At 63.3% G+C, this 23172-nt stretch carries 19 protein-coding genes and 2 tRNA genes; 5 read left to right on the top strand and 16 right to left on the bottom strand.

Translation table 11 applies throughout. The annotated features are described in order from the left end of the window. Positions 1–12: 12 nt before the first annotated feature. From KB554_RS04010 to KB554_RS03995, 4 genes are all read right to left on the bottom strand, one after another. Positions 13–1209, bottom strand: a complete 1197-nt coding sequence (locus KB554_RS04010) for a WG repeat-containing protein (protein ID WP_211035058.1) — start codon at positions 1207–1209, stop codon at positions 13–15. Between the two features lie 97 nt (positions 1210–1306). Then, complete coding sequence (locus KB554_RS04005) at positions 1307–1855, bottom strand: peptidylprolyl isomerase (protein WP_141428093.1); 549 nt, start codon at positions 1853–1855, stop codon at positions 1307–1309. A gap of 232 nt (positions 1856–2087) precedes the next feature. Next, on the bottom strand, positions 2088–4919 hold the full coding sequence (gcvP, locus tag KB554_RS04000) for an aminomethyl-transferring glycine dehydrogenase (RefSeq protein ID WP_211035057.1): 2832 nt from the start codon (positions 4917–4919) through the stop codon (positions 2088–2090). Between the two features lie 54 nt (positions 4920–4973). Next, a complete protein-coding gene (locus tag KB554_RS03995; protein ID WP_211035056.1) occupies positions 4974–6644 on the bottom strand; it encodes a nucleoside kinase in 1671 nt (556 codons plus the stop codon). A 77-nt stretch (positions 6645–6721) separates the two neighbouring features. Between KB554_RS03995 and KB554_RS03990 the strand changes: the two genes are divergently transcribed. The 3 genes from KB554_RS03990 (at position 6722) to KB554_RS03980 (ending at position 11498) form a co-directional block, all read left to right on the top strand. Continuing rightward, positions 6722–8152, top strand: a complete 1431-nt coding sequence (locus KB554_RS03990) for a bifunctional UDP-sugar hydrolase/5'-nucleotidase (protein WP_211035055.1) — start codon at positions 6722–6724, stop codon at positions 8150–8152. Between the two features lie 130 nt (positions 8153–8282). Continuing rightward, positions 8283–10094, top strand: a complete 1812-nt coding sequence (rpsA, locus tag KB554_RS03985; RefSeq protein ID WP_141428089.1) for a 30S ribosomal protein S1 — start codon at positions 8283–8285, stop codon at positions 10092–10094. 483 nt (positions 10095–10577) lie between these two features. Then, entirely contained in the window at positions 10578–11498 is a 921-nt protein-coding gene (locus KB554_RS03980) for a DMT family transporter (protein WP_211035054.1), read from the top strand. 129 nt (positions 11499–11627) lie between these two features. On the opposite strand, the gene rplI is transcribed toward KB554_RS03980, so the two are convergent. From rplI to thiL, 4 genes are all read right to left on the bottom strand, one after another. After that, a complete protein-coding gene (gene rplI / locus KB554_RS03975) occupies positions 11628–12068 on the bottom strand; it encodes a 50S ribosomal protein L9 (RefSeq protein WP_141428087.1) in 441 nt (146 codons plus the stop codon). A gap of 19 nt (positions 12069–12087) precedes the next feature. Beyond that, a complete protein-coding gene (gene rpsR, locus KB554_RS03970; RefSeq protein ID WP_141428086.1) occupies positions 12088–12366 on the bottom strand; it encodes a 30S ribosomal protein S18 in 279 nt (92 codons plus the stop codon). Between the two features lie 3 nt (positions 12367–12369). After that, on the bottom strand, positions 12370–12714 hold the full coding sequence (gene rpsF / locus KB554_RS03965; RefSeq protein ID WP_141428085.1) for a 30S ribosomal protein S6: 345 nt from the start codon (positions 12712–12714) through the stop codon (positions 12370–12372). A 177-nt stretch (positions 12715–12891) separates the two neighbouring features. Beyond that, complete coding sequence (gene thiL / locus KB554_RS03960) at positions 12892–13926, bottom strand: thiamine-phosphate kinase (RefSeq protein ID WP_211035053.1); 1035 nt, start codon at positions 13924–13926, stop codon at positions 12892–12894. 95 nt (positions 13927–14021) lie between these two features. Between thiL and KB554_RS03955 the strand changes: the two genes are divergently transcribed. Continuing rightward, positions 14022–14597 (top strand): adenylate kinase, encoded by a 576-nt coding sequence (locus KB554_RS03955; protein ID WP_211035052.1) that lies wholly within the window; start codon positions 14022–14024, stop codon positions 14595–14597. Between the two features lie 111 nt (positions 14598–14708). Here the strand turns inward: KB554_RS03955 and rpsT are convergent, their stop codons facing one another. From rpsT to KB554_RS03935, 4 genes are all read right to left on the bottom strand, one after another. Beyond that, positions 14709–14960, bottom strand: coding sequence for a 30S ribosomal protein S20 (gene rpsT / locus KB554_RS03950; RefSeq protein WP_141428082.1), 252 nt, complete (start codon positions 14958–14960; stop codon positions 14709–14711). 217 nt (positions 14961–15177) lie between these two features. Next, positions 15178–15249, bottom strand: a tRNA-Glu gene (locus tag KB554_RS03945). A 147-nt stretch (positions 15250–15396) separates the two neighbouring features. Continuing rightward, a complete protein-coding gene (locus tag KB554_RS03940; RefSeq protein ID WP_211035051.1) occupies positions 15397–16155 on the bottom strand; it encodes an ABC transporter ATP-binding protein in 759 nt (252 codons plus the stop codon). Beyond that, entirely contained in the window at positions 16156–17157 is a 1002-nt protein-coding gene (locus tag KB554_RS03935) for an iron ABC transporter permease (RefSeq protein WP_211035050.1), read from the bottom strand. It lies immediately after the preceding gene. 278 nt (positions 17158–17435) lie between these two features. Between KB554_RS03935 and KB554_RS03930 the strand changes: the two genes are divergently transcribed. Beyond that, positions 17436–17510 (top strand) — tRNA-Pro (locus tag KB554_RS03930). A 1192-nt stretch (positions 17511–18702) separates the two neighbouring features. Here KB554_RS03930 and KB554_RS03925 read toward each other — a convergent pair. The 4 genes from KB554_RS03925 to KB554_RS03910 are packed head-to-tail and all read right to left on the bottom strand — an operon-like array spanning position 18703 to position 23171. Further along, entirely contained in the window at positions 18703–19734 is a 1032-nt protein-coding gene (locus KB554_RS03925; protein ID WP_211035049.1) for a DUF4961 domain-containing protein, read from the bottom strand. 18 nt (positions 19735–19752) lie between these two features. Then, entirely contained in the window at positions 19753–20217 is a 465-nt protein-coding gene (locus KB554_RS03920; protein ID WP_141428078.1) for a hypothetical protein, read from the bottom strand. An 18-nt stretch (positions 20218–20235) separates the two neighbouring features. After that, the gene (locus tag KB554_RS03915) at positions 20236–21618 is read right to left on the bottom strand and encodes a DUF5005 domain-containing protein (RefSeq protein ID WP_141428077.1); all 1383 of its coding nucleotides are present in this window, start codon (positions 21616–21618) and stop codon (positions 20236–20238) included. A 29-nt stretch (positions 21619–21647) separates the two neighbouring features. After that, a complete protein-coding gene (locus KB554_RS03910; protein ID WP_211035048.1) occupies positions 21648–23171 on the bottom strand; it encodes a RagB/SusD family nutrient uptake outer membrane protein in 1524 nt (507 codons plus the stop codon). Position 23172: the final 1 nt, after the last annotated feature.

The following is a 23172-nucleotide window of genomic DNA, read 5'->3' as shown; positions in this document are numbered from 1 at the left end:
AACGATTTGCGGTTAAATCGCAAACTCGCGGCCTGTGCGGTCGATCTCCAGCCGGCGGCCGTCGCGCACGATCCGCGCCCGCCCGCCGCGGAAGGGTTTCGCGGCCTCGCATCCGGGGCAACTGAGGCGTATGCGGCCTTCGGGGTCGATGTAGTGCCACGTGCGGCCGAGGCAGACGGCGGCCAGCCCCTCGGAGAAGTCGAAGCCGTTGTCGTAGAGCGGCGGGACGACGACCCGTTCCGCCGTGCGGTAGCCCCACAGTCCGTTTGCGGCGAAAAGCTCCGGCGCGGGGCGCGTCTCCGGCGCGGGGAATCCGCGGTCCGCTCCGTCCGTTTCGGCGGTCTCCGGCGGTTCGTGCCGGACGGCGGCGAGCAGCTCGCCCAGACCGAAGAGCCGCAGCGAAGGGGAGGCGAGCAGGCGGGCGATCCGGTATTCGGCCGCCATGCCGTGCCGTTCGAACAGCGCCAGCGCCTCGCGGTAGGGTGCTTCGTCCGGAATCCGCCGCGGGGTGAAGAGCAGCCCGTCCGCCGGGCCGTAACGGTCGTGTAGCGCCGGATCGACGCGGAGCGCGTGCAGCGCCGTGGAGATCAGCGCGGCCGGATAGTCGTCCAGCGAAGCGTCGAAATCGGCCGCCGTGCGGGCCGGATGCTGGTAGGCCGCCGTGCCCAGTTCGGGACTCTGCTCCCCGGCGAAGGCGGGGAGGAAGGCGGCGTCGAAGTCGATCGGGTGCAGCGCTCCTGCGGGATCGACGATGAGGTTCTCGGGCTTCAGGTCGCCGTGGGCCGTCCGGTCGGAGACCATCGCGGCGGCCAGCGTGTCGAATGCCGCGGAGAGCCCGGCCAGGCGCATCCGGTCGCCGGCTCCGGCGGCCCGGCGGACCGCTTCGCGGAGCGTCTCGCCCTCGATCCATTCGTCCAGCACGACATCGACCCATTCTCCCGAAGCCGCCGGGCCGACCGAGTCGTAGAGGAAGAGCTCCCGTTCGAGCAGCCGTTCGCCGTAGATCTCCCGCAGGTGGCGCATCGGGCGCAGGAAGCACCGCAGCGACCGGATGCGGCCGGCGTGGCGGATGCGGAAGACGGCGGCGGAGTTCCCTACCGCGTATTCGGGGCGTCCCGCAGCGTCGCGGCACACCTCCGCCTCGCCCAGCGTGCGGGCCAGCCCGCGCAGGTCGGAGAGGGTGAAAAGATATTGTCGCAGCGTGTGCATGGGGCGGCTTCCGACGCAGACGCGGGACCTTCCGGAAAGGAAAGGCCCCGCGCCTGCCTGTTCCGGACCCGGCGGTCCGGTCTGCGTTCCGTTCGGATCAGTGGCAGTCGCAGTGGTTGTGGTCGTGGCCTTCGCAGCATCCGTCGCCGCATCCGCCGTCGCCGCACGAACCGCACGAGCAGCGGCCCTGCAGGTCTTCGGGCGTGACGTCGCGCACCGAGACCACCTCCACGTCGAAGTTGAGCGTCTTGCCTGCCATCGGGTGGTTGAAGTCCATCTTCACGTGCTCGTCGCCGACCTCCTTGACGATGCCCGTCATGCGGTTGCCCTGCGAGTCGCTCATCGGGACCTGCGACCCGACGAAGAGGATGTCCTCGGCGAGTTTGCCGTCCACCATGAAGAGATTCTTCGGCAGATCGACCACCGCCTCGGCGATCAGCTCGCCGTAGCCGTCCTTCGGAGAGAGCGTGAACGAGACCTTCTCGCCGGGCTCCCTGCCCTCGATGGCCTCTTCGAATTTGGGCAGCAGCATGCCCGTCCCGAAGATGAATTCGAGGGGCTGTCCCGGACGCGACTGGTCCGCGATCTGTCCATCTACGGTGAGTTTGTAATCCACACCGACCATTTTGTTCTTTTCTGCTTTCATGTCGTCTTGTACTGTTTCGGTTGTTTCCCTTTTCGGGGCCTGCTTCCGCCGGGCCGTCGCCGCGCGTGCGCCCGGACCCGGCCGGAATCGGACAAAGGTAAGCACTTCGGGGCGAGTTGCCAAATAATGGGCGGATTTTATCGCTCTCCGTCGGAAAAACGGGCGGCGGCGGGGAGCGCAATGGCTCCCCGCCGCCGCGGCAGGGTCGTCGCGGGTCCGGACCCGCGGAGGATCAGTCGCAGTTGCGGCAGCAGAGGTTGCGGTCGCCGTAGCCGTTGTCGATCTTCGTCACGTAGGGGAAGAACTTCGCGCGGCGGACCCATTCGAGCGGGAAGGCGGCCTCCATGCGCGAGTAGGGGTGCGGCCACTCCCCGGCCAGCTCGACGGCCGTGTGGGGGGCGTTCGCCACGACGTTGTCCGCCGTGCCGGCGGCCGCCGCGGCCTCGCATTCGCGCTTGATGGCCACGAGCGCCTCGATGAAGCAGTCCATCTCCTCCTTCGGTTCCGACTCCGTGGGTTCGACCATGAGCGTCTCGTGCACGGGGAACGAGAGCGTCGGGGCGTGGAATCCGTAGTCCATCAGGCGGTGGGCGATGTCGCCGCAGTCGATGCCGTACTCCTTCTTGAAATGCGTCAGGTCGAGTATCATCTCGTGGCCCACACGGCCCGTCTCGCCCGAATAATAGGTGCGGTACTCCGACTTGAGTGCCGAGGACATGTAGTTGGCGTTCACGATGGCCATTTCGGTGGCGCGGCGCAGCCCCTCCTCGCCCAGCATCTTGATGTAGCCGTAGGTGATCGGCAGCAGCAGGGCCGAGCCCCACGGTGCGGAGGCAACGGCCGTGATGCCCTCGTCGCCGCCCGTCGCCACGACGGGATGCGACGGCAGGAACGCCCGGAGGTGTTCGGCCACGCAGATCGGGCCCACGCCCGGACCGCCGCCGCCGTGCGGCATGGCGAAGGTCTTGTGGAGGTTCAGGTGGCAGACGTCGGCGCCGATGTAGCCCGGGTTCGTCAGCCCCACCTGCGCGTTCATGTTCGCGCCGTCCATATAGACCTGTCCCCCCGCGTCGTGGACGGCGTCCACGATCTCGCGGATGCGGCTCTCGAAGACGCCGTGCGTCGAGGGGTAGGTGACCATCAGCCCGCACAGCTCCGAGGCGTGCTCGTGGGCCTTGGCCTCGAGGTCCTCCACGTCGATATTGCCGCGTTCGTCGCACGCCACCGTCACGATCTTCATGCCCGCCATGGCGGCCGACGCGGGGTTCGTGCCGTGTGCCGAGGCGGGGATGAGCACCACGTTGCGGTAGCCCTGTCCGCGGCTCTGATGATAGGCGCGGATCACCATCAGGCCCGTGTACTCGCCCGCGGCGCCCGAGTTGGGCTGCAACGAGCAGGCCGCCAGTCCGGTGATCGTGGCCAGGTCCTTTTCCAGTCCGGCGATCAGCTCCAGGTAGCCTTCGGCCTGGTCGGCCGGGGCGAAGGGGTGCATGGCCTGGAACCCGGCCAGCGAGAGCGGCTGCATGAGCGCCGCGGCGTTGAGCTTCATGGTGCACGAGCCGAGCGGGATCATCGAGTTGGCCAGCGAAATGTCGCGCAGCTCCAGCGTCTTGATGTAGCGCATCAGGGCACTCTCGGAGCGGTAGCGGTTGAAGACCGGTTCGGTGAGGAAGGCCGATTCGCGGCGCAGCGCGGCGGGGATGGCGTCCTCGGTGGCGTGTTTCACGGCCTTCGCCTTGCGGCCCTTCGCGGCGCGGAAGATGCCGATGACGGTCTCGACCTCGGCGGGGGTGGTCACCTCGTCGAACGACAGGCGGACCGTACCCTCCGAGGGATAGTAGAAGTTGATGCCTTCGTCGAGGGCCAGCGACTGCACGACGGCGGCCTCGGCCTCCACCTCGAGCGTGTCGAAGAATGCCTCCGACGCGAGGCGGTAATCCATCGCCTCCAGCGCGCGGGCTGTCGTCACGGCGGCGCGGTGCGCCGTGCGTGCGGCGCGCCGCAATCCTTCGGGACCGTTGTAAACGCAGTAGAAACCCGTCATCGAGGCCATCAGCGCCGAAGCGGTGCAGATGTTCGACGTGGCGCGTTCGCGCTTGATGTGCTGCTCGCGCATCTGGAGCGCCATGCGCAGTGCGCGGTTGCCCAGCCGGTCCACCGAGACGCCGATGATGCGTCCCGGCATGTTGCGCTTGTAGGCTTCGCGCGTGGTCATGTAGCCCGCCGCCGGGCCGCCGAAGCCCATCGGCGTTCCGAGCCGCTGCGCCGTGCCGACGGCGATGTCGGCCCCCCACTCGCCCGGCGCCTTCAGCAGCGCCAGCGCCAGCAGGTCGCAGACGGCCGTGACGAGCGCGCCGCGGGCGTGCGCCGCGGCGGTGAAGTCGGCGTAGTCGCGCACGGCGCCGTCGGCGGCCGGATACTGCACGACGGCGCCGAACTCCCGGCCCGTGAATTCGTATGCGTCGTAGTCGTCCACGATCAGCTCGATGCCGAACGGCTCGCTGCGCGTGAGCAGCACGTCGAGCGTCTGCGGGAAGAGGTTGCGGTCCACGAAGAGCTGGTTGCGGCCCTCCCTGACGGCCTCGCGCGAACGCAGCGAGAACATCATCAGCATCGCCTCGGCCGCGGCCGTGCCTTCGTCCAGCAGCGAACAGTTGCCGATCTCCATGCCCGTGAGCGAGATGACCGCGGTCTGGAAGTTCAGCAGCGCCTCGAGGCGGCCCTGCGATATTTCGGCCTGGTAGGGGGTGTAGGAGGTGTACCACGCGGGATTCTCGAAGACGTTGCGCGAGACGGCGGCCGGCACGGCGCACGGATAGTAGCCCATGCCTATGAACGAGCGCAGGCAGCGGTTGCGTGCGGCCAGCCCGCGGATGTGGGCGGCGAATTCGTATTCGCTCATCCCCTTTTCGGGCAGAGCCAGCGGTTTCTTGAGGCGGATCGACTGCGGAATGACCTGCGAGAGGAGTTCGTCGATCGACCTGACGCCGATCACGTCGAGCATCTTTTGCAGCTCGGCGGGGTTGCTGACGCCGATGTGGCGTTCGGAAAATTGATCGAACATAGCGTTGTGTACGGGTGGTTTGTAATTATTTTGGGTCGTATGCGTGTCCGGTATTCAGTATTTGAAGCTGCTGCCGCCGATGAACTCCCGGAGGATCGACGTCGGAGGGATTTCGTCGGGCGGAATCGGAATGAAGTTGTCGAGGAACTTGAGGATGCGGCGCGCCTCGTCGTATTCGGGAACCGTGTCGGGAACCTCGCGCAGAATCTTTTCGGCGTAGGGCCGCAGCACGGAGATTTCGTAGAAGAGCGACGAGTTGAGCATCACGTCGGCGTTCTCCTGATAGGGGAAGATGTGCCGCTCCTCGCCGCGGCGCACGGAGGCCCAGCGCGAGAGCGTGGCCAGCGCGTCGGCGCCCCGCTGCGTGTAGTCGCGGGTCAGACGGCGCAGAAGGCGGTTGTCGGTGGTGGCGATGCGCGAGAGGTTGTCCATCGCCACGGACGTGAAGCACGAGATGTAGATGCGGAACTTCTGCTCTTCGGGAATCGAGGGCGTCAGCCGCGGATTCAGTCCGTGGATGCCTTCGATGACCAGAATCGAACGCTCGTCGAGCGTGAGCGGGGCGTTGTGCCACGTGCGGCGGCCCGTGATGAAGTCGTAGCGCGGAATATCGACGCTCTCGCCGCGCATGAGCCGGCCCAGATGGTCGTTGAACAGGTCGAGGTCGATGGCCTCCAGCGCCTCGTAGTCGTACTCCCCGTCGGCGTCCTTCGGGGTCTTCTCGCGGTCCACGAAGTAGTCGTCGAGCGAGATGAGCACGGGGTTCAGCCCCAGCACGCCGAGCTGGATGCCCAGCCGCTTGGCCGAGGTGGTCTTGCCGCTCGACGAGGGGCCGGAGATCAGCACGACGCGCGTGCCGCGCAGCAGGTTGGCCTGGAGAATGGCGTCGGCCACCTCGGCGAACTTGCGTTCGTGGAACGCCTCGGCGAGTTTTATCATGCCTCCGGCGTCGCCCGCGAGGACCTTGGCATTGACGTCGCCCACGGTGGGGACCCCCATGATGCGGACCCACGACTGGTATTCGCGGAAGATGCCGAACATTTTGTCCTGATGGACCGTCCGGACGATCCGGTCGGGATCGGTGCGCAGCGGCAGGGCGAGGTAGAAACCGTTGTAGTAGGGTTCGATGTCGAAATGGCGGACGTATCCCGTCGAGGGGGCCAGCGAGCCGTAGAAATAGCCGGCCGTGTCGTCGAGCGTGTAGAGGTCGCTGTAAAGCCGGGGCCGCGAGTCGAGCAGGGCGATCTTGTCGGTGAAACCCTCCTCGGCGTAGCGGGCGCGCACCTCGCTGGTGAGGGCCTTCGTGCGGCGGATCGGCAGGTCGCGCTCCACCAGCTCCCGGATGCGGGCCTTCAGCGCCCCGGTCTGGCGGTCGGAGAAGGAGTCGATGCCGTCGATCTCGCAGTAGAAGCCGTTCTGGCCCATCGAATGGCGGATGTGCAGCGTCCGCCCGGGGTAGAGGTCGCGCACGGCCTTTTGCAGCAGGAACCACGCCGTGCGCTGATAGACGCGGATGCCCTCGAACGAGGTGATGTCCACGAAGCGGACCGTGACGGGGGTGTATATGCGGTAACTGAGCTCTTTGATGCGGTTGTTCACGAGCGCGGCCAGGAAGGGGCGCGGCCCGGGAGTCAGGCGTTCCGCGACCTCGAGCAGCGTGGTTCCCATCGGGACCTCCAGCTCGCCGCCGAGGTTTTCGCAGATGACTTTGATCGGATCGGACATGAATGATTTTTGCGTTTAATGCAGGGTAAAGGTAGAAATAATTTGTAACTTTGGCAACTCAAATTCGGATTCGCACCATGAAAAGATGGACCCGTCTGGCCCTGTTCGCCGCCGTCGCGGCCGCTGCGGCCTGCGCTCCCCGCGAGCGCACGATCGTCGTGCTGTCCACGAACGACATGCACGCCAAGATCCAGCATTTCCCCCGCCTGGCCGCCGCCGTCGAGGCGTGCCGCGATACGGTCCCCGATGCGTTGCTGGTCGATGCCGGCGACCGCTGGACGGGCAACGCCTATGTCGATAAGACCGCCGTGCCGGGCAAGCCGGTCATCGAGCTGATGAACCGGCTCCGCTACGACGTGGCCACGCTCGGCAACCACGAGTTCGACCACGGGCAGGCGTTTCTGGGGCGGATGATCGACAGCATGGATTTCGAGGTCGTCTGCGCCAACGTACTGAGCGACACCTGCACCTTCCCTCAACTGCCGGCTGCGACGATCGTCGAACGCGGCGGCGTGAAGATCGGATTCGTCGGTGCGGTGACGAACTACGAGGGGCCGGGCCATCCGGCGGGCAATGCCGCGAGCTTCGCCGGGCTGGAGTTTCCCGATCCGCAGGCCGAGGCGATCCGCCGGGCCGAAGAGCTGCGGGGCCGGGTGGACGTGCTGGTGCTCGTCTCCCACATGGGCGACGATCGCGACGAGGAACTGCTCGGCAGGACGCGGCTGTTCGACCTGGTGATCGGCGGCCATACGCACGTCTTGCGCGATACGGTGGTGAACGGCACGCTGCTGACGCAGACGGGCAAGGATCTCCGGTATGTGGGCGTGACGGAGATCCGCCTGCGCGGCGGGAAGGTGCAGTCGGCGGATTTCCGCCTCGTGCCGCTGGACGGTTACGGGCCGGACGCCGGGTTCGCGGCCGAGGTGGAGCGCTATTATGCCTCGCCGGAGCTGAACCGCCCCGTGGGCGCGTTCGCCGCGACGATGGACAAGCAGGGACTGGCCAACTGGATGGCGGCGGCCGTGGCCGACGAGGCCGACGCCGAGGTGGGATTCTACCATATCGGCGGCGTGCGGCTCGATTCGATCGCCGCAGGCGGCGTGGGCGTGGCGCGGGTGTACGACCTGGAGCCGTTCGGAACGCAGGTCGCCCGGATGGAGATGACTCCGGCCGAAATGCGCCGGATGATCGTGACGAAGTACAACGAACCGACGCGCGAGGGACACCGCATCGACCTGGTTTCGACGACGCCCTATGCGATTTTGGTCGATGACGAGGACAGGGCCTTCGACGTCCGTTTCCCGGAGTTGCGCGAGGATCGCCGCTACAAGGTGGCCGTGAGCGATTACGTTTACAGGAATTACCACGACCTGCATTGTACCGAAGGGGAGATCACCGACGAAAAGGTCGCCGACATCCTTATCGGAGAGTTGCGCGAGGACAGTCCGCTGGAGGCCGACAATGCGCCGCGGCAGAAAGTGGTCCGCACGGAGGCGAAAAAGTTCTGATATTTTGATTTTCAGCGGAAAAAGCGTATCTTTGCACCTCCCGCGTGTGTGCGAAAGACATGCACTTCGGGGAGTAAAATATTAATTATTAACCATTTAACGAGCGATTGTATCGCAAAAAAATTCCACAATGGAAGAAGTAAAGAATGTAGTCGCAAACGCGGATTTCGACTGGAACGCCTTCGAGAACGATCTGGGCGTGTACGACCAGCCGAAGGAGCAGATCGCCGAGGAGTATGACAAGACGCTGTCGAATGTCGCCGTCGGCGAGGTGGTCGAGGGCACGGTGACGGCCATCACCAAACGCGAGGTGATGGTGAACATCGGCTATAAGAGCGAGGGCGTGATCCCCGTATCGGAGTTCCGTTACAACCCCGACCTGAAGGTGGGCGACAGGATCGAAGTGTACGTCGAGTCGGCCGAGGACAAGAACGGCCAGTTGTCGCTGTCGCACAAGAAGGCCCGCCAGCTCAAGTCGTGGGACCGCGTGAACGAGGCGCTGGAGAAGGACGAGATCATCAAGGGTTACATCAAGTGCCGCACGAAGGGCGGCATGATCGTGGACGTCTTCGGCATCGAAGCCTTCCTGCCCGGTTCGCAGATCGACGTGAAGCCGATCCGCGACTACGACGTATATGTGGACAAGACCATGGAGTTCAAGGTGGTGAAGATCAACCAGGAGTTCCGCAACGTGGTCGTGTCGCACAAGGCGCTGATCGAGGCCGAACTCGAGGCGCAGAAGCAGATCATCATGTCGAAGCTCGAGAAGGGGCAGATCCTCGAGGGAACCGTCAAGAACATCACCTCCTACGGCGTGTTCGTCGATCTGGGCGGCGTGGACGGTCTGATTCACATCACGGACCTCTCGTGGGGCCGCGTGAACCATCCCGAGGAGATCGTCAAGCTCGACGAGAAGATCCGTGTCGTGATCCTCGACTTCGACGATCAGAAGAAGCGCATCGCGCTGGGTCTGAAGCAGCTCACCCCGCATCCGTGGGAGGCTCTGGATCCCGATCTGAAGGTCGGCGACAAAGTTCGCGGCCGCGTGGTCGTGATGGCCGACTACGGTGCTTTCGTGGAGATCGCTCCCGGCGTGGAGGGTCTGATTCACGTTTCGGAAATGTCGTGGAGCCAGCACCTGCGTTCGGCTCAGGAGTTCATGAAGGTCGGCGACGAGGTCGAGGCCGTCATCCTGACGCTCGACCGTTCGGAGCGCAAAATGTCGCTGGGCATCAAGCAACTGACGCCCGATCCGTGGGAGAATATCGAGGTTAAGTATCCCGTCGGCACGAAGTGCAATGCCAAGGTGCGCAACTTCACGAACTTCGGCGTGTTCGTCGAGATCGAGGAGGGCATCGACGGTCTGATCCACATTTCGGACCTGAGCTGGACGAAGAAGGTGAAGCACCCGGGCGAGTTCACGCAGGTGGGCGCCGACATCGAGGTCGTTGTGCTCGAGATCGACAAGGAGAACCGCCGTCTGTCGCTGGGTCACAAGCAGTTGGAGGAGAACCCCTGGAACGAGTTCGAGACCCGCTTCCCCGTGGACAGCATCCACGAGGGCACGATCACCGAGATGACCGACAAGGGCGCCGTCGTATCGCTGGGCGAGAACGTCGAGGGCTTCTGCCCCGCACGTCAGCTCGTGAAGGCGGACGGCACGACCCCGAAGGCGGGCGACAAGCTCGACTTCAAGGTGCTCGAGTTCTCGAAGGCCACCAAGCGCATCACCCTTTCGCACCTGCGTACGTACGATGACGCACGTAAGGAGGCTGTCGCCGCCGAGAAGGCCGAGAAGCGTGCCGCCGCCGACGCTACGAAATCGACGGTGAAGAAGATCAACGCTTCGGTCGAGAAGACGACGCTGGGCGACATCGCCGGTCTGGCCGCTCTGAAGAGCGCCATGGAGGCCGCCGCCAAGAAGGAGGAGGAAGGGAAGTAATCCCGACTGACTCGGCGGAATCGCTTCCGCCGTACGGTAAGCCGCGGACGCGCAAGCGTCCGCGGCTTTTTCGTGCGTATGTCGTCTGCGCATGTCCCGTTTTGTTCTGTGTTCCGTTGCCGCTGTGTCCGCTTCGTGCCCGTTCCCCGCGTATGGCTGTCCGCTTATCCGCCTTGCCCTATTTGTCCGCTATCCTCTGTCCGCATGGTCGGTTCCGGAATTCCCGCTTTCTGTCCTGTGTATCCCTCCGCGCCCTGTTCCCCGCTTTTCGCTCGCCGTGCCGCCGGGGCGGGGCGGTGTCTTGCCGGAACGGAATGACGTCCTGCCGGGGTGAAGCGGTGTCCTGCCGGGCGGTTTCGGGAACTGCCCTTCGGGACGGGGCCTTTGCGGGCGACGGGATGCCCGCCCTTTCGGCGTCCCCGGGGGCGGACGGAGACATCCGCGGGCATCGTTTTTGCTTTCCGCAGGGGAAACTCGGAACGCATGAACCGCTTGAAACCGCATCTGGCCCTTTTGACGTGCAACGTGGTCTGGGCCCTGGATTATCCCTTTTACAATATCGTGCTGCCGTATTACGTGCATCCGATGGCTATGATCTCGGCTTCGCTGATCGCTACGGCGCTGTTGTCGCTGATCCCGCTGCTTTGGGAGCGGGCGGAGCGGGTCGAACGGGCGGATATCCGCAGGCTGATCGGCGCCGCGCTGCTGATCGGCGTGCTGCGCAAGGTATTTCTCATGTACGGACTGTCGAAAACCTCGCCGATCGACGGCTCGATCATCGACACCGTCGTTCCGCTGCTGGTGCTGCTGCTCTCGGTGGCATTGGGGATCGACCGGTTTACACGGCCGAAGGTCGCGGGTCTCGTGCTCGGCATGGCGGGAGCCGTGGCCGTGGTGCTCACGGGGGCCGCCCCGGTTCATGCGCATTCGCAGCTTTGGGGGAACCTGCTGGTCTTTGCGAGCGCGTGCGCCACGGCTTTCTATATGGTCTGGTTCAAACGGCTGGTCGGCAAATACCGCATCACCACCGTGCTGCGCTGGCTCTATTGCATCGCGGCGGTCATGGCGCTGCCGTTCGGATTCGGGGAGATCGTGCATACCGATTTCGGCCGGATCGCGCGCCATGCGTTGCTGCCGACTCTTTTCGTGCTCTTCGTGCCGACCTATGTGCCCAATCTGCTGCTCAACTACGCCCTCAAGTCGGTCGAACCGACCGTGACGAGCATATATACCTACTTGCAGCCCGTGCTGGCGATCGCCGTCTCCGTGGCCATGGGGCTGGACCGCCTCCATTTCGACACGCTGGTCTTCGCCGCGGTAATCTTCACGGGCGTCGGACTGGTGCTCCGCTCCTATGCCGGGAAGTATCGTGTGGCGGAGGGACCGGATGCCGGGCCGCACTGATCTCCGGACGGAGGCGGGGCCCGGCATCCGGAGCGGTCGTGCCGGAGGTGTTCCGGTGTCTCCGGACTCGACGAAAAAAAGGGAGGGCGAAACATCGCCCTCCCTTTTTCGTTTGCGGATTCCGGAACCTTATTCGGCTGCGGTAACCGAGAATTTGATCGTAGCCTTGACCTCCTTGTGCAGACGGGCCGTAGCCTCGTACTCGCCGACGGTCTTGATGGCGTCCACCGTGATCTGCTTGCGGTCCACGGTGATGCCTTTGGCTGCGAGAGCCTCTGCCAGGTCGGTGGCGGTGACCGTACCGAAGAGCTTGCCCTCCTCGGCCTTGACGGCCAGCGACAGCGGCAGGTTGGCGATCGTCTCGGCCAGCGCCTGGGCGTCGGCCAGAATCTTGGCGTCCTTGTGGGCGCGCTGGCGGAGGTTCTCTGCGAGGACCTTCTTCGCGGAAGCCGTGGCGGCCTTCGCGTAGCCCTGCGGGATCAGGTAGTTGTTCGCATAACCGGGCTTCACGTTCACGATGTCGTTGGCGTAGCCCAGCTTCTCCATATCTTTGATCAGAATTACTTCCATGGTCGTCTCCTCCCTTTAATTATTTCATGCAATCGGTTACGAAGGGCAGAATGGCCAGATGACGGGCGCGCTTCACGGCCTGTGCCACCTTCTTCTGGAACTTCTGCGAGGTTCCCGTCAGGCGGCGGGGCAGAATCTTGCCCTGCTCGTTGAGGAACTTCTTGAGAAATTCGCCGTCCTTGTAATCGACGTATTTGATGCCGAGCTTCTTGAAGCGGCAGTACTTCTTCTTCTTGACGTCTACCGAAACGGGGTTGAGGTAACGGATTTCGGATTGCGGTTTGTTCTCCTGTGCCATGGTTTACTCCTCCTGCTTGTTAGAAAGTTTCGCACGACGTTTCTCCGAGTACTCTACGGCATACTTGTCCTGCTTGAAAGTTAAGAAACGGATCACGCGCTCGTCGCGGCGGTACTGCGTTTCGAGGGCGTTCACGATGGAACCCTCGCCCGTGAACTCCACGAGGAAGTAGAAACCGGTGGTCTTCTTCTGAATGGGGTAGGCGAGCTTCTTGAGGCCCCACGACTCCTTGTTCACGATCTGACCGCCGTTCTCGGTGATGACACCCTGGAATTTGTCAGCGACCTCCTGCACCTGCTGATCGGAGAGGACCGGCGTGACAATGAAAACGGTTTCGTAATTGTTCATGACGTTTTTAATTAATTGTTTTCGTTCCCTTTTCGGGACCGCAAAGATAGGTATAAATCGGGAAATATCAAACTTTTCGCGCTTTTTTCGCACTTCGGCTTCCGATCTCCCGGTCCGTCCGCCCCGTGCGGAGTCCGTCCGGGACGGGCGTCTTGCCGGAAACGGCGCGCGGAGGGGCTATTTCTCCGGGAATCCCTGCGCCTTCAGTGCGATCTCCTGCCCGTCGGGCGTGACGAGGAAGCAGCCCGTCGGGTCGGGCGTGATGTGGCCGATCACGTCCACCAGTCCGAGGCGCATCACCTGCTCCTGCATCGAAAGGGGCACGGTGAAGAGCAGCTCGTAGTCCTCGCCGCCGTTGAGCGCCGCAACGACCGGATCGGCGTGCATCTCCTCGCAGAGCGCCGAAGTCTGCTGCGCGATGGGGATGCGTTCGAGATAGATGCGGGCGCCGCAGGAGGAGGCCTTGCAGAGCTGCATCAGATCGCCGGCCAGACCGTCCGTGAGGTCGATCATCGCCGTGGGGACGATCCCCTCCTCGGCCAGCGCGTCGAGGATGTCGGTGCGGGGGCGGGGCTTGAGGTATTTTTCGAGCAGGTATTCGTATCCCTTGAACTGCGGCTCGGGATTCGCCACGTCGGAGAGCACGCGCTTCTCGCGTTCGAGCAGGCGCAGCCCCATGAAGGCGGCCCCGAGATTGCCCGTGATGCAGATGAGGTCGTGCAGTCGGGCCCCGCTGCGGTAAACGATCCGCTCCTTCGGGGCGTGTCCCAGCGTCGTGACGGTGACCGCAAGGCCGGTTATCGAGGCGCGCGTGTCGCCGCCCGCGAGGTCCACGCCCAGCTCGTCGCAGGCGAAGCGGACGCCTTCGTAGAGGTCGTCGAGCGCCTCGACGGGCAGTTTCGCGGAGACGCCGAGCGACAGGACGATCTGCGACGGGCGGGCGTTCATGGCCAGAATGTCGCTCACTCCGGCCGTCACGACCTTGTAGCCCAGGTGTTTGAGCGGGAAGTAGGTGAGGTCGAAATCCACGCCTTCGAAGAAGGAGTCGGTCGAGCAGAGCAGCTCCTCGCCCGCGGGGGGCGCGATGACGGCGGCGTCGTCGCCGACGCCCCGCAGGGTCGAAGGGTTCTTCGGCGAAAAGCCGTGCGTCAGGCGGTCGATCAGTCCGAACTGTCCGAGCGCGGCGATCTCGGTGCGTTTCTTGGTCTCCATGTGCGAGTCGAATTTTCGACAAAACTAACGATTCTTTGCCGTTTCTCAAAAATTAGCGTAATTTTGTCCGTTCAATCACAAAAACGGATTCGGATATGATAAACATTGTCTTATTCGGCGCTCCGGGCTGCGGCAAGGGTACGCAGGCGCAGCGGCTGAAGGAGCACTACGGCATCGACCATGTTTCGACGGGCGAGGTGATCCGCGACGAGATCCGCCGCGGCACGGAACTGGGCCGCAGCATGGAGCAGTACATCAAGGAGGGCCGGCTGGCTCCCGACGAGATCGTGATCGGCATGATAGCCAACTACGTCGCCGGCCACAAGGAGGCCAAAGGGTGCATTTTCGACGGTTTCCCGCGCACCACGGTGCAGGCCGAGGAGTTCGACAGGATTCTGGCCGGGCACGGACTGAAGGTGGATATCATGGTGGACATCCACGTTCCCGAGGAGGAGCTGGTGAAGCGTATCCTGCTGCGCGGCAAGGATTCGGGCCGTGCCGACGACGCTTCGGAGGAGGTGATCCGCGGACGGCTGGACGTCTATCGCAAGCAGACGGCCGTGGTGGCGGATTACTACGCCTCGCAGAACAAGTATGCGTCGGTGGACGGCGTCGGCACGATGGACGAGGTGTTCGGCCGCATTGCCGCGGTGATCGACGGGCTGAAGTGATCCGGCGCTCTTCCGCCACGAAAAAAGCTGTCCCGAAAGGACAGCTTTTTCTTTTCTTGGTTGCGGGAGCGATTCGGACCGGCATTCGGCCGTCCTCCCCTTCCCGGCCCGTCAGAGGGCGTTCACGTGAAGCTGGATGGCGCTCTTGAGGTTGGCGGCCTTGTTCTTGTGCATGATGTTGTGCTTGGCCAGCTTGTCGAGCATAGCCGTTACCTTCGGAAGCAGGGCCTCTGCGGCGCTCTTCTCGGTCGTCGCGCGCAGAGCCTTCACGGCGTTGCGGGCCGTCTTGTGATACAAGCGGTTGTGCGCACGCTTGGTCACCGTCTGACGGATTCTTTTCTTCGATGACTTATGGTTTGCCATAATTCGTTGTGTGTTTATTTTTTACTTCAATCTTTATCCCTGCGACAGCCGTGGCTGCTTGCGGATGGACCCGGGGTCCGCTCCTGTAATGAATAATACCCGTCGGACGCCCTTCCTTCCGTCGCGTTCCGTTCGCGGGTCCGCCTCTTTCGCGCGCCGGCTTCGCAGCCTGCCCCCCCCTGATACGGATGCGCCGGTCGTTCCGGCATCCCTCGTGTAGCCCATAGCAGAATCGAACTGCTCTTTCAAGAATGAAAATCTTGCGTCCTAACCGATAGACGAATGGGCCTTTACCACTATCGCCGACCCCGCAAGGGGAGGCTTTAGCGGTGCAAAGGTAAGCAAAAAAGCGTACGGTGCAAAAAATATGTCGAAAAAATCCGTTTTTTTGCCTGAAGACCCGCTCCGGGATGCGCCGGAACGCATTTCCGCGGGATCAGCGGAGCTTCACGGTGCGGGTCTCGGGGTCGAAACGGGCGCTTTCGCCCGCGAAGAGGCGTTCGATGAGGCCGCTGCGAGCCATCGCCCCGGCCGGGAGCAGGTGCAGGGACGGGGTGTCGATGAGCGCGACGGCGTCGCAGAGCGACAGCGCTATGTCGAGGTCGTGCGTCGAGAAGAGGATGCACTTGCCCTCGTCGCGGGCCAGCCGCCGCAGGAGCGAGGCAAGCTCGTAGCGGTTCGGGAGGTCGAGGAACGCCGTGGGTTCGTCGAGCAGGATGACGGGCGTGTCCTGCGCCAGCGCCCGGGCGATCATCACGCGCTGGCATTCGCCGTCGGACATCCGGTCCATCGTCTTGCGGGCGAAGGCGCTCATGCCGACCAGTTCCAGCGCGCGGTCCACGGCGGCGCGGTCGGCCGCCTGCATCCGGCCGATCCAGTCGGTGTAGGGCGCGCGCCCCAGCGCCACGACGTCGCGGCAGGGGAGGTTGGCGATCCGGACCTTGTCGGTGGTGACGAAGCCGACGGTCCCGGCCCGCTGCCGGGGCGGGAGCTCCGCGAGCGGGCGGCCGCACAGCTCCACGCTGCCCCCGGCGACGGGTCCCAGTCCCGCGATGGCCCGCAGCAGGGTGCTCTTGCCCGTGCCGTTGCGGCCGATCAGGGCGGTGAGGGTCTGCGGGGCGAAGTCGGCGGAGACGTTCTCCAGCAGGCGGCGGTCGCCGTAGGCGAGCGAGATATGTCGTAGTGCTATGCTCATTCAGAACAGGTTGCGGTTACGGGTTACGACGAAGATCACGACCGGAATGCCCATCAGGGCCGTGATGGTGTTGATCGGCAGGGCGAAGTGTTTGGCCGCGAGGTCGCAGACGAGCAGCAGTGCGGCGCCGGCGAGCATCGAGGCGGGCATCAGGATCCGGTGGTCGGCCGAGGCGAACGCCATGCGCGCGAGGTGCGGAACGGCCAGCCCGATGAATCCCACGGGACCGCAGAACGCCGTGACGGTTCCGGCGAGCAGCACGGTGGAGAGGAAGATCAGCAGGCGCGTGCGCCGGATGTTCAGTCCCATCGTCCGGGCGTAATTTTCGCCCAGCAGCAGCAGGTTGAGCGGTTTGATGACGGCGACGGCGAGTACGAGGCCCGCCGAGACGACGGGAAGCAGCAGGGCGAGCTGGCTGCCCGTGACGTCGCCCAGCGATCCCATCGTCCAGACGACGAACGACTTGAGGGCGGCTTCGTCGGAGAGGTATTGCAGGATCTCGACGACCGAGGCGACGCCCGAACCGAACATCATGCCGAGGATCAGGATGACCATGATATCCTTGATCCGGCGGCTGACGGCCAGAATTGCCGCCAGCACGAGCGCCGCGCCCAGCCAGGCCGCGCCGGCGATTCCGAGCGACTGGACGAAGGTGTGTCCCGAGACTCCCAGCAGCGGGGCGCCCAGCAGGAAGAGTGCGACGCCCAGCGAAGCCCCCGAACTGACGCCCAACACGTAGGGGCCGGCCAGCGGGTTGCGAAAAAGCGTCTGCATCTCCAGGCCGCTGGCGGCGAGGGCGGCCCCGGCGGCGAAGGCCGTGACGGCTTTCAGCAGCCGGATTTTGAGAACGATGTCCTGAAGGGCGGGGTCGCCCGCCTTGCCGGTCAGCGCCCCCCATATCTCGCCCGGGGAGACGTACACCGATCCCACGGCGAGGTCGGCCACGAACAGCGCGGCGGTGAGCAGCGCGAGCAGCGTGAAGAGCAGGGCGGTTCGGGTCATCGGTTATTCGAAAGAGTTATGGAGGTCTTCTTTTCCGTTTTCATTTTTCGTCTCCGGCTTCGTTCCAGTAGATGCGCGAGCTGCGGATTCGTGTATTATCCGTCTGTTTGTCAGCTGATTGACTGGCCGGCGGGCTGCTGCGGCAGAGATTTCGGAATATCGGATACGGCGATTCATCAGCACAAAAGTAGAAAAAAATGGGACAGAAATATGTTTTTTTGAAAATTGTCCTTATATTTGCAGTCCCAAACCGGAGCTAACGGCTTCGGTGGCGGAATCGGGGCGTAGCTCAGTCCGGTTAGAGTACACGTCTGGGGGGCGTGTGGTCGCTGGTTCGAATCCAGTCACCCCGACTGATGAAAAGGCTTGACGGTCGAAGACCGTCGGGCCTTTTTCTTTTGCTGTCGGCCGGTTCGTTGGATTCCGATTCCGGTTTGCGCGGGTGGGCATATTCGGGATGATTCGGGAACACGGGACATGGAGACTGCGGTTTCGGCCGAAAAAACGGGGCCGCCGGCACGAACCGGACGGCCCCTCCTGCGTGTGTGTTGCGTCACTGTACGACGAATTCTTCTCCGTCGCGGATCCGCAGGGTGTGTGTATGAGGCTGCTGCGCCGCAGTCTCGAGGGTCGAAATGGATAAGCGGGGAGCGTACGGTCCCGCAGAGCGACGGATGTCCGGACGGCTCCGGAAAAATTCCGGGGCGAATCATGGATGCCGGGCATTGCGCTTTGAGGGGACAATCCGTCCGAAAACGACGAAACTTTATCCGGAATCTGTCCGGTGACCGGTCAGGGGCTTGGAGAGCGTTTTCCCGCCTGCATTCGAATCGTTTCCATTCGGCATATCCTCATTCGGTTTCAAATGGTTCCAAGGACATGCACGGATTCCTGACTTTCAAACGAGTACTACCAATACTCCCACAAATAGCCAAGAACCGTGCATAATACGTCCCTGGCTGTTCTTTGTGGGTGAGTTGCTTTGGTAGTTTCGTTTGATTGAACAGCCAAACATACTTTCGGGTATGTTCGTATTTCAAATATAGCGAATATTGTAGATATTATCCAAATTTTAGAATAAAAAATTGATGCAGGACGCATTTATTGTTCTTCAGGACCGATCCATGTCGGATGGATATCGGAATCGCGCCGGACGATGACGGGGCTGGTTTGCGGGGAAAGACGATGCGGCGTTCGGTGCCCGGTCTGCGGAATGTCCGTGTGGGACCGGAGGAAAAATCGAATGGCAGGCTGCGGAAATCCGGCGGATCGGAGCGACGGCGGACCGGGTCGGGACGGTACTGCGGCCCGGGCGGGGCGCGAGGCGGGGGGGGGTGAATTGCGCCGCGTGTTCGAATCGGGAAAATTCGGGCCGGTTTCGGTTGTACGATTGTGCGGCTGCGCCGGACGGAACCGGCCGTTCGTTCCGGAACGATTCCCGGATCGGTCGGGGCGTCATGATGAGGAGAACGCCCGAAAAACGGCCGAAGGGACCGTGCCCGGGTATTTCCCGGCCGGTCCCTTCGGTCGTGTGTGGGGTGGGGATTATTCCACGGTCTCCGAGACGAGGAAGTCCTCGCCCGAGGCAGGGTCCGTCACGACGATGCTCCGGTCCTCGTTGGTGAAGTGGAAGTAGGTGGCTTCGATCTCGGCGTCGGCCGGCAGGCCGAAGAAGTGCCGCGGGTAGATGTATTTTTGGTAGGCCGTTTCGCTGATCTTCTCCATGAGGGTCTTGTCGCTGATTTCATCGACGATCACCTCCTTGCCGCCGTCGTACACGGCCTTGCCCCAGAGATAGACCTTCTCCTGGCCGTTCAGGGCGGTCTTCGTCGAGCCGGATACGGCGGAGAACTTCACCGAGAAGATGTCGCCGTAGCCGAATACCGACGGGACGGTCGATACTAGGCTCTCCACCGTGTAGTCGAGCATCGGCAGGTCGCCGCCCGTCACGGTCAGCACCTTCGACTTCTCGTTCTCCTTGTAGCGCCGGTTGCTGCCCTTGCCGTCGTCGCCGCCCACGTCGAAGCCCTTGTTCAGGCTGCACCAGCCGTAGCCCATGAAGCATTTGATGGCCTGCGGGCCGGTCTTGAGGCGGATTTTCACCGTGCCGACGATCGGTTCCTTGCCGTTTTCGCGCTGGTCGTTCACGTCGAACGACGTCTTCGACTGGAAGATCACCCATTCCATCGGGCCGGTGTTGCCCATCAGGCCGATCTGGCTCTGGTAGGCGTCCGGCCAGGGCAGGCCCGTGCCGGGCTCGATGGCGCCCTCGGGGATCGGCGTCATCTGTTCGTCCACGACCTCGGCGAATCCCTGATTGACGTACCCTTCGGTGGTCAGCGTCAACGAGGCGTTCTCCCGAATGTTCCAAGCCTTCGGCGCGAGAATCGCGAAGGCGATCTCCGAGCGGTGGTCGGTCTCGGCCGTGAACTTGATCTTCACCGAAATGTCTATGTCGCTGTTCACCTTCGCATCCTCGGGATGGATGATCTCCACGATCTCCATGCAACCGATGCCGATGAGCGGCAGCGCGACGGCGGTCATTATCCAATATTTGAATCTGTTCAGAGGTTTCATAACGCGTTCCGGGTTAAATTATTCGACAATCTCCTTGAAAGTGTACTTGTAGTTGAGCTCCTCGCAGTCGAGCTGGAACGGGACCGAGAACTCGCCGTTCTGGAAGTAGGCGACGACGTTGTCCGTCCCCTTGATCCGCAGCTCGTTGGGCAGCGCCTCGGTGTCCAGGTAGCATTCGACCTCGCCCGAGGGGATCTCGAAGGCGTAGGGCGAGAAGGGCACGTCGCCGTTCGAAAACTCGAGGCTGGCCATCCGGTTGTCCTTGACGTGGATCGTGAAGCGCAGCGTGCCGAAGAAGTCGAACTTCTCCGCCACGTCGATTCCGTTGATGTTCATGGGGTCGTACTGGAGGACCTGGCGTATGCCGTATTTTATGTCGTAGGTGCTCGGGTAGTCGGACGACATGCGGTCCGAGACATCCTCGCAGCCCGTGAGCGCCGCGCAGGCCGCCGCGCACGTGAGTATCAATGCGTATTTTTTCATGGTTTCTGTTTTTTGTGGTTATCGCTTGCTGTTCAATATCCGGTCGATTCCGATCCAGAAGAAACGGGGCCGGTAGGTGCTGACGTCGCTGAACTGTTGTGAGAACTCCTCGGTATTGACGTTGTAGCTGACGAGGATCATGCCGTCCTTTTCGAACTGGGGGTGCGCCATGGCGTTGTAGGTGAACAGTTTCCTGTTCTCCATGGCGGGAATCCTGTAGATCAGCTGCTTGTTGCGCCACGGTCCCGCGGGGCTGTCCGACGTGAAGGTGTAGATCTCGCCGCTGTTGTAACGCTTGTTCTGCGTCAGCAGCACGTACTTGTCGCGCAGGCGGAAGACGTTGAACTGCGAGGAGACCGGCACGCTCGCCAGCCCTTCGAGCCGCTCGGCGGCCGATGGGTCCGTGCTCCAGCCCGAACCGGTGTAGTACTCCCAGTCGGTGCAGAGTTTCGCGGGGGTGGTGCGGGCGACCAGCACCTCGGAGATCGGATCGGCGTCGTTGGTGACGTCCACCTGGGCATAGACGTAAACGTAGTCGCCGTCGTTGAGCGCGGCCATGCCGTAGTGGATGTCCTCCGAACCGCGGAAGGGAATGCGGGTCGTGCGCCGCAGCGTCAGCGAGGGCAGCTCGTACTCCAGAATGTCGGTCGTCTCGTAGCGGAATCCCCACATGCCCTCGGCTCCCTGGTACATGACCGTCTGGAAGACGTAGAGCGTGTTGCCCTCGACGAATCCGTGGCCGGGCCAGTACCATTTCCTGCTCTCGTCCGATACGCCCGGCGGTACGGCCGCCGAGGCGTTCCCGTCGCCTCCGGCGCCGTAGATCGCGCTCACCCGCCCCTCGTCGTAGAGAATGTAGGTGTTGCGGAACATGTGGTCGGAGGTCGGGCGCTGGCCGTTGGTCACCGGCCCGATGTAGGAGTCTCCCATGAGGAAGATGCTCCGGCCGTCGGGCAGGGGGATCGAGTAGGTCCCGTCGCCGCCCGTGACGCTGCCCCGGTCGGGGATCAGCGTCGCGGCGGTCGTCTTGTCGAGGCCGTCGATCACGACGTCCGTCTTGGCCGTCTTCACCACCTCGCCGCCGGCGACGAGCGACAGGTAGACTGCTACGGGTTCGTTGTACGGCACGTGCGTCAGCAGGCACGAGGTCTCGTCGCGGCCGACCGTCAGTACCTGCTGCGACTTGTTGTCCGTGATCCGGTAGCTGTCGAACTGGATGCGGTCGTCGGTCAGCTCCCACGAGAGGAAGAGCGAGTCGGCGTTCGACGAGAAAGTCACGGCCGCGAACGACTCCTCGTCGTCGAAGATGTTGGGTCTGCGGTGTGTGGCCTCGGTGCTGCATGCCGCCGCGAAGGCCGGCAGCAGGCACGGGAGGACCGCATATCTGAATCGGAATTTCATCTCACGTTTTTTTTGACGTTCCCGGCCGGTTATTTCCGTACCAGGTTGGGGTTCAGACGTTTCTCGCGGAGCGGGTAGGGCAGCAGCAGGTCGGCCTCCTCGAAGCGTGCGCCCTCGGTGTGGCCGGGGGTCTGGCAGCCGATGAGGTCCACGATCTGACCTGTCGTGGGATTCAGTGCCTTGCGCGTGCGCAGCATGTCGTACCATGTCTGGGTCTCGAAGCAGATCTCCCAGAAACGCTCCTTGAGCACCTGGTTCACGTCGATCTTCGAGGGCTTCTCCTCGTCGGGCAGGGCGCGGTGGCGGACCATGTAGTAGGCTTCCACGGCGTCCGTGTCGGTGGTGGAGCCGCCGTCGGCCTGCGCCTTCGCCTCGGCCATCATCAGCAGGACGTCGGCATAGCGCAGCAGGGCGTAGTTCATGCCCGACTTGCCCGTTTCGGCGGCGCTGGCGTCCCAGTACTTGTAGATGAAGGGGGCGCCCAGCTCCACGACGCCCGAGCCGTCCTGCGCCTCGTGCTCGGTGTAATAGTAGCCCTTCTCGGCCGTGCGCAGGTCGCCGGCGGGGTAGGACTCGTAGAAGGCCTGTGCGGGAGCCAGCGCTCCGCCGTAGGCGCCGTTCTGCGAGATCGCCTTCGAGGGTTCGGGATAGGGCAGCATGTCGTTGTGCACGGGGGAGCCGGCCCGGTCCGCTTCGCGCTGGATCATCCAGATGAACTCGCCCGAATTGGCGTTCGCCGGGTCGCGCATCTCGGCGTAGGTGTCGAACAGGCGGAACTGCCCGCTCTCGTACACCTCGTGCGCCTTCTCGTAGGCCATACGGTAGTATTCGCCGCCCTTCTGCAGGGGATAGCCGGCCATCGTGAGATAGACCTTGGCCAGCATCGACTTCACGGCTCCCTTCGTTACGCGGCCGTCGGTGCTCGTCCAGGGGGCGTTCTCCATCAGTTTCTCGGCCTGCGTGAGGTCTGTGACGATCACTTCGTAGATCGCCTCCTCGGACGACAGGGGCAGTTGCGCCTGCGACAGGTCGGAGGTGGTCTTCGTCTTCAGGGGCACGGGGCCGTAGAGCCGCACGAGGTTGAAGTAGTTGTACGCGCGGAGGAAGTAGGCTTCGCCCAGCAGCTTGTTGCGGGTGTCCTCGGCGATCTCCACGTTCTTGGCCGCCTCGATGCCGGCGATCACGCCGTTGCAGTTCTCGATGGCGAAATAGGAGGACTTCCAGAGGTTCTCGACGTGGGTGCTCTCCTCGGTGACGGAGAGGTTGAGCGCCTGCGAGAGGTAGAGGCTGCTCGCGGCGCGCGGGCGGATGCCGTAGCCGGGCAGGTAGTCCAGGAAGATGAAGTTCTGCGTGCCCACCTCGATGTCGCCGTCGAAGATGTCGTCCACGAAGGTGTAGAGGCCGTTCACGCCGGCGGTGATCTGGTTTTCCGTCTGGAAGTAGTATTTCGGCGAAAGGAAGGTCTTGGGCGACTCCTCGAGGAACGAGTCGCACGACGACAGCGCCGCCGTCGCGGCGAGCGCCCAGCCGATGTTCAATATCTCTCTTTTCATA

The sequence above is a fragment of the Alistipes sp. Marseille-P2263 genome, from assembly GCF_018101075.1.
In the GTDB taxonomy this organism is placed as follows: Bacteria; Bacteroidota; Bacteroidia; order Bacteroidales; family Rikenellaceae; genus Alistipes; species Alistipes dispar.
This window is presented reverse-complemented; position numbering and strand designations above follow the sequence as displayed.

Coding starts and splice junctions, on each gene's coding strand:
- KB554_RS03935 (WP_211035050.1), bottom strand. CDS start 17,157: ATGACCCGAACCGCCCTGCTCTTCACGCTGCTCGCGCTGCTCACCGCC.
- KB554_RS03920 (WP_141428078.1), bottom strand. CDS start 20,217: ATGAAAAAATACGCATTGATACTCACGTGCGCGGCGGCCTGCGCGGCG.
- rpsA (WP_141428089.1), top strand. CDS start 8,283: ATGGAAGAAGTAAAGAATGTAGTCGCAAACGCGGATTTCGACTGGAAC.
- KB554_RS03940 (WP_211035051.1), bottom strand. CDS start 16,155: ATGAGCATAGCACTACGACATATCTCGCTCGCCTACGGCGACCGCCGC.
- rpsF (WP_141428085.1), bottom strand. CDS start 12,714: ATGAACAATTACGAAACCGTTTTCATTGTCACGCCGGTCCTCTCCGAT.
- rplI (WP_141428087.1), bottom strand. CDS start 12,068: ATGGAAGTAATTCTGATCAAAGATATGGAGAAGCTGGGCTACGCCAAC.
- gcvP (WP_211035057.1), bottom strand. CDS start 4,919: ATGTTCGATCAATTTTCCGAACGCCACATCGGCGTCAGCAACCCCGCC.
- rpsT (WP_141428082.1), bottom strand. CDS start 14,960: ATGGCAAACCATAAGTCATCGAAGAAAAGAATCCGTCAGACGGTGACC.
- KB554_RS04005 (WP_141428093.1), bottom strand. CDS start 1,855: ATGAAAGCAGAAAAGAACAAAATGGTCGGTGTGGATTACAAACTCACC.
- KB554_RS04010 (WP_211035058.1), bottom strand. CDS start 1,209: ATGCACACGCTGCGACAATATCTTTTCACCCTCTCCGACCTGCGCGGG.
- KB554_RS03915 (WP_141428077.1), bottom strand. CDS start 21,618: ATGAAATTCCGATTCAGATATGCGGTCCTCCCGTGCCTGCTGCCGGCC.
- thiL (WP_211035053.1), bottom strand. CDS start 13,926: ATGGAGACCAAGAAACGCACCGAGATCGCCGCGCTCGGACAGTTCGGA.
- KB554_RS03990 (WP_211035055.1), top strand. CDS start 6,722: ATGAAAAGATGGACCCGTCTGGCCCTGTTCGCCGCCGTCGCGGCCGCT.
- KB554_RS03980 (WP_211035054.1), top strand. CDS start 10,578: ATGAACCGCTTGAAACCGCATCTGGCCCTTTTGACGTGCAACGTGGTC.
- KB554_RS03910 (WP_211035048.1), bottom strand. CDS start 23,171: ATGAAAAGAGAGATATTGAACATCGGCTGGGCGCTCGCCGCGACGGCG.
- KB554_RS03995 (WP_211035056.1), bottom strand. CDS start 6,644: ATGTCCGATCCGATCAAAGTCATCTGCGAAAACCTCGGCGGCGAGCTG.
- KB554_RS03925 (WP_211035049.1), bottom strand. CDS start 19,734: ATGAAACCTCTGAACAGATTCAAATATTGGATAATGACCGCCGTCGCG.
- rpsR (WP_141428086.1), bottom strand. CDS start 12,366: ATGGCACAGGAGAACAAACCGCAATCCGAAATCCGTTACCTCAACCCC.
- KB554_RS03955 (WP_211035052.1), top strand. CDS start 14,022: ATGATAAACATTGTCTTATTCGGCGCTCCGGGCTGCGGCAAGGGTACG.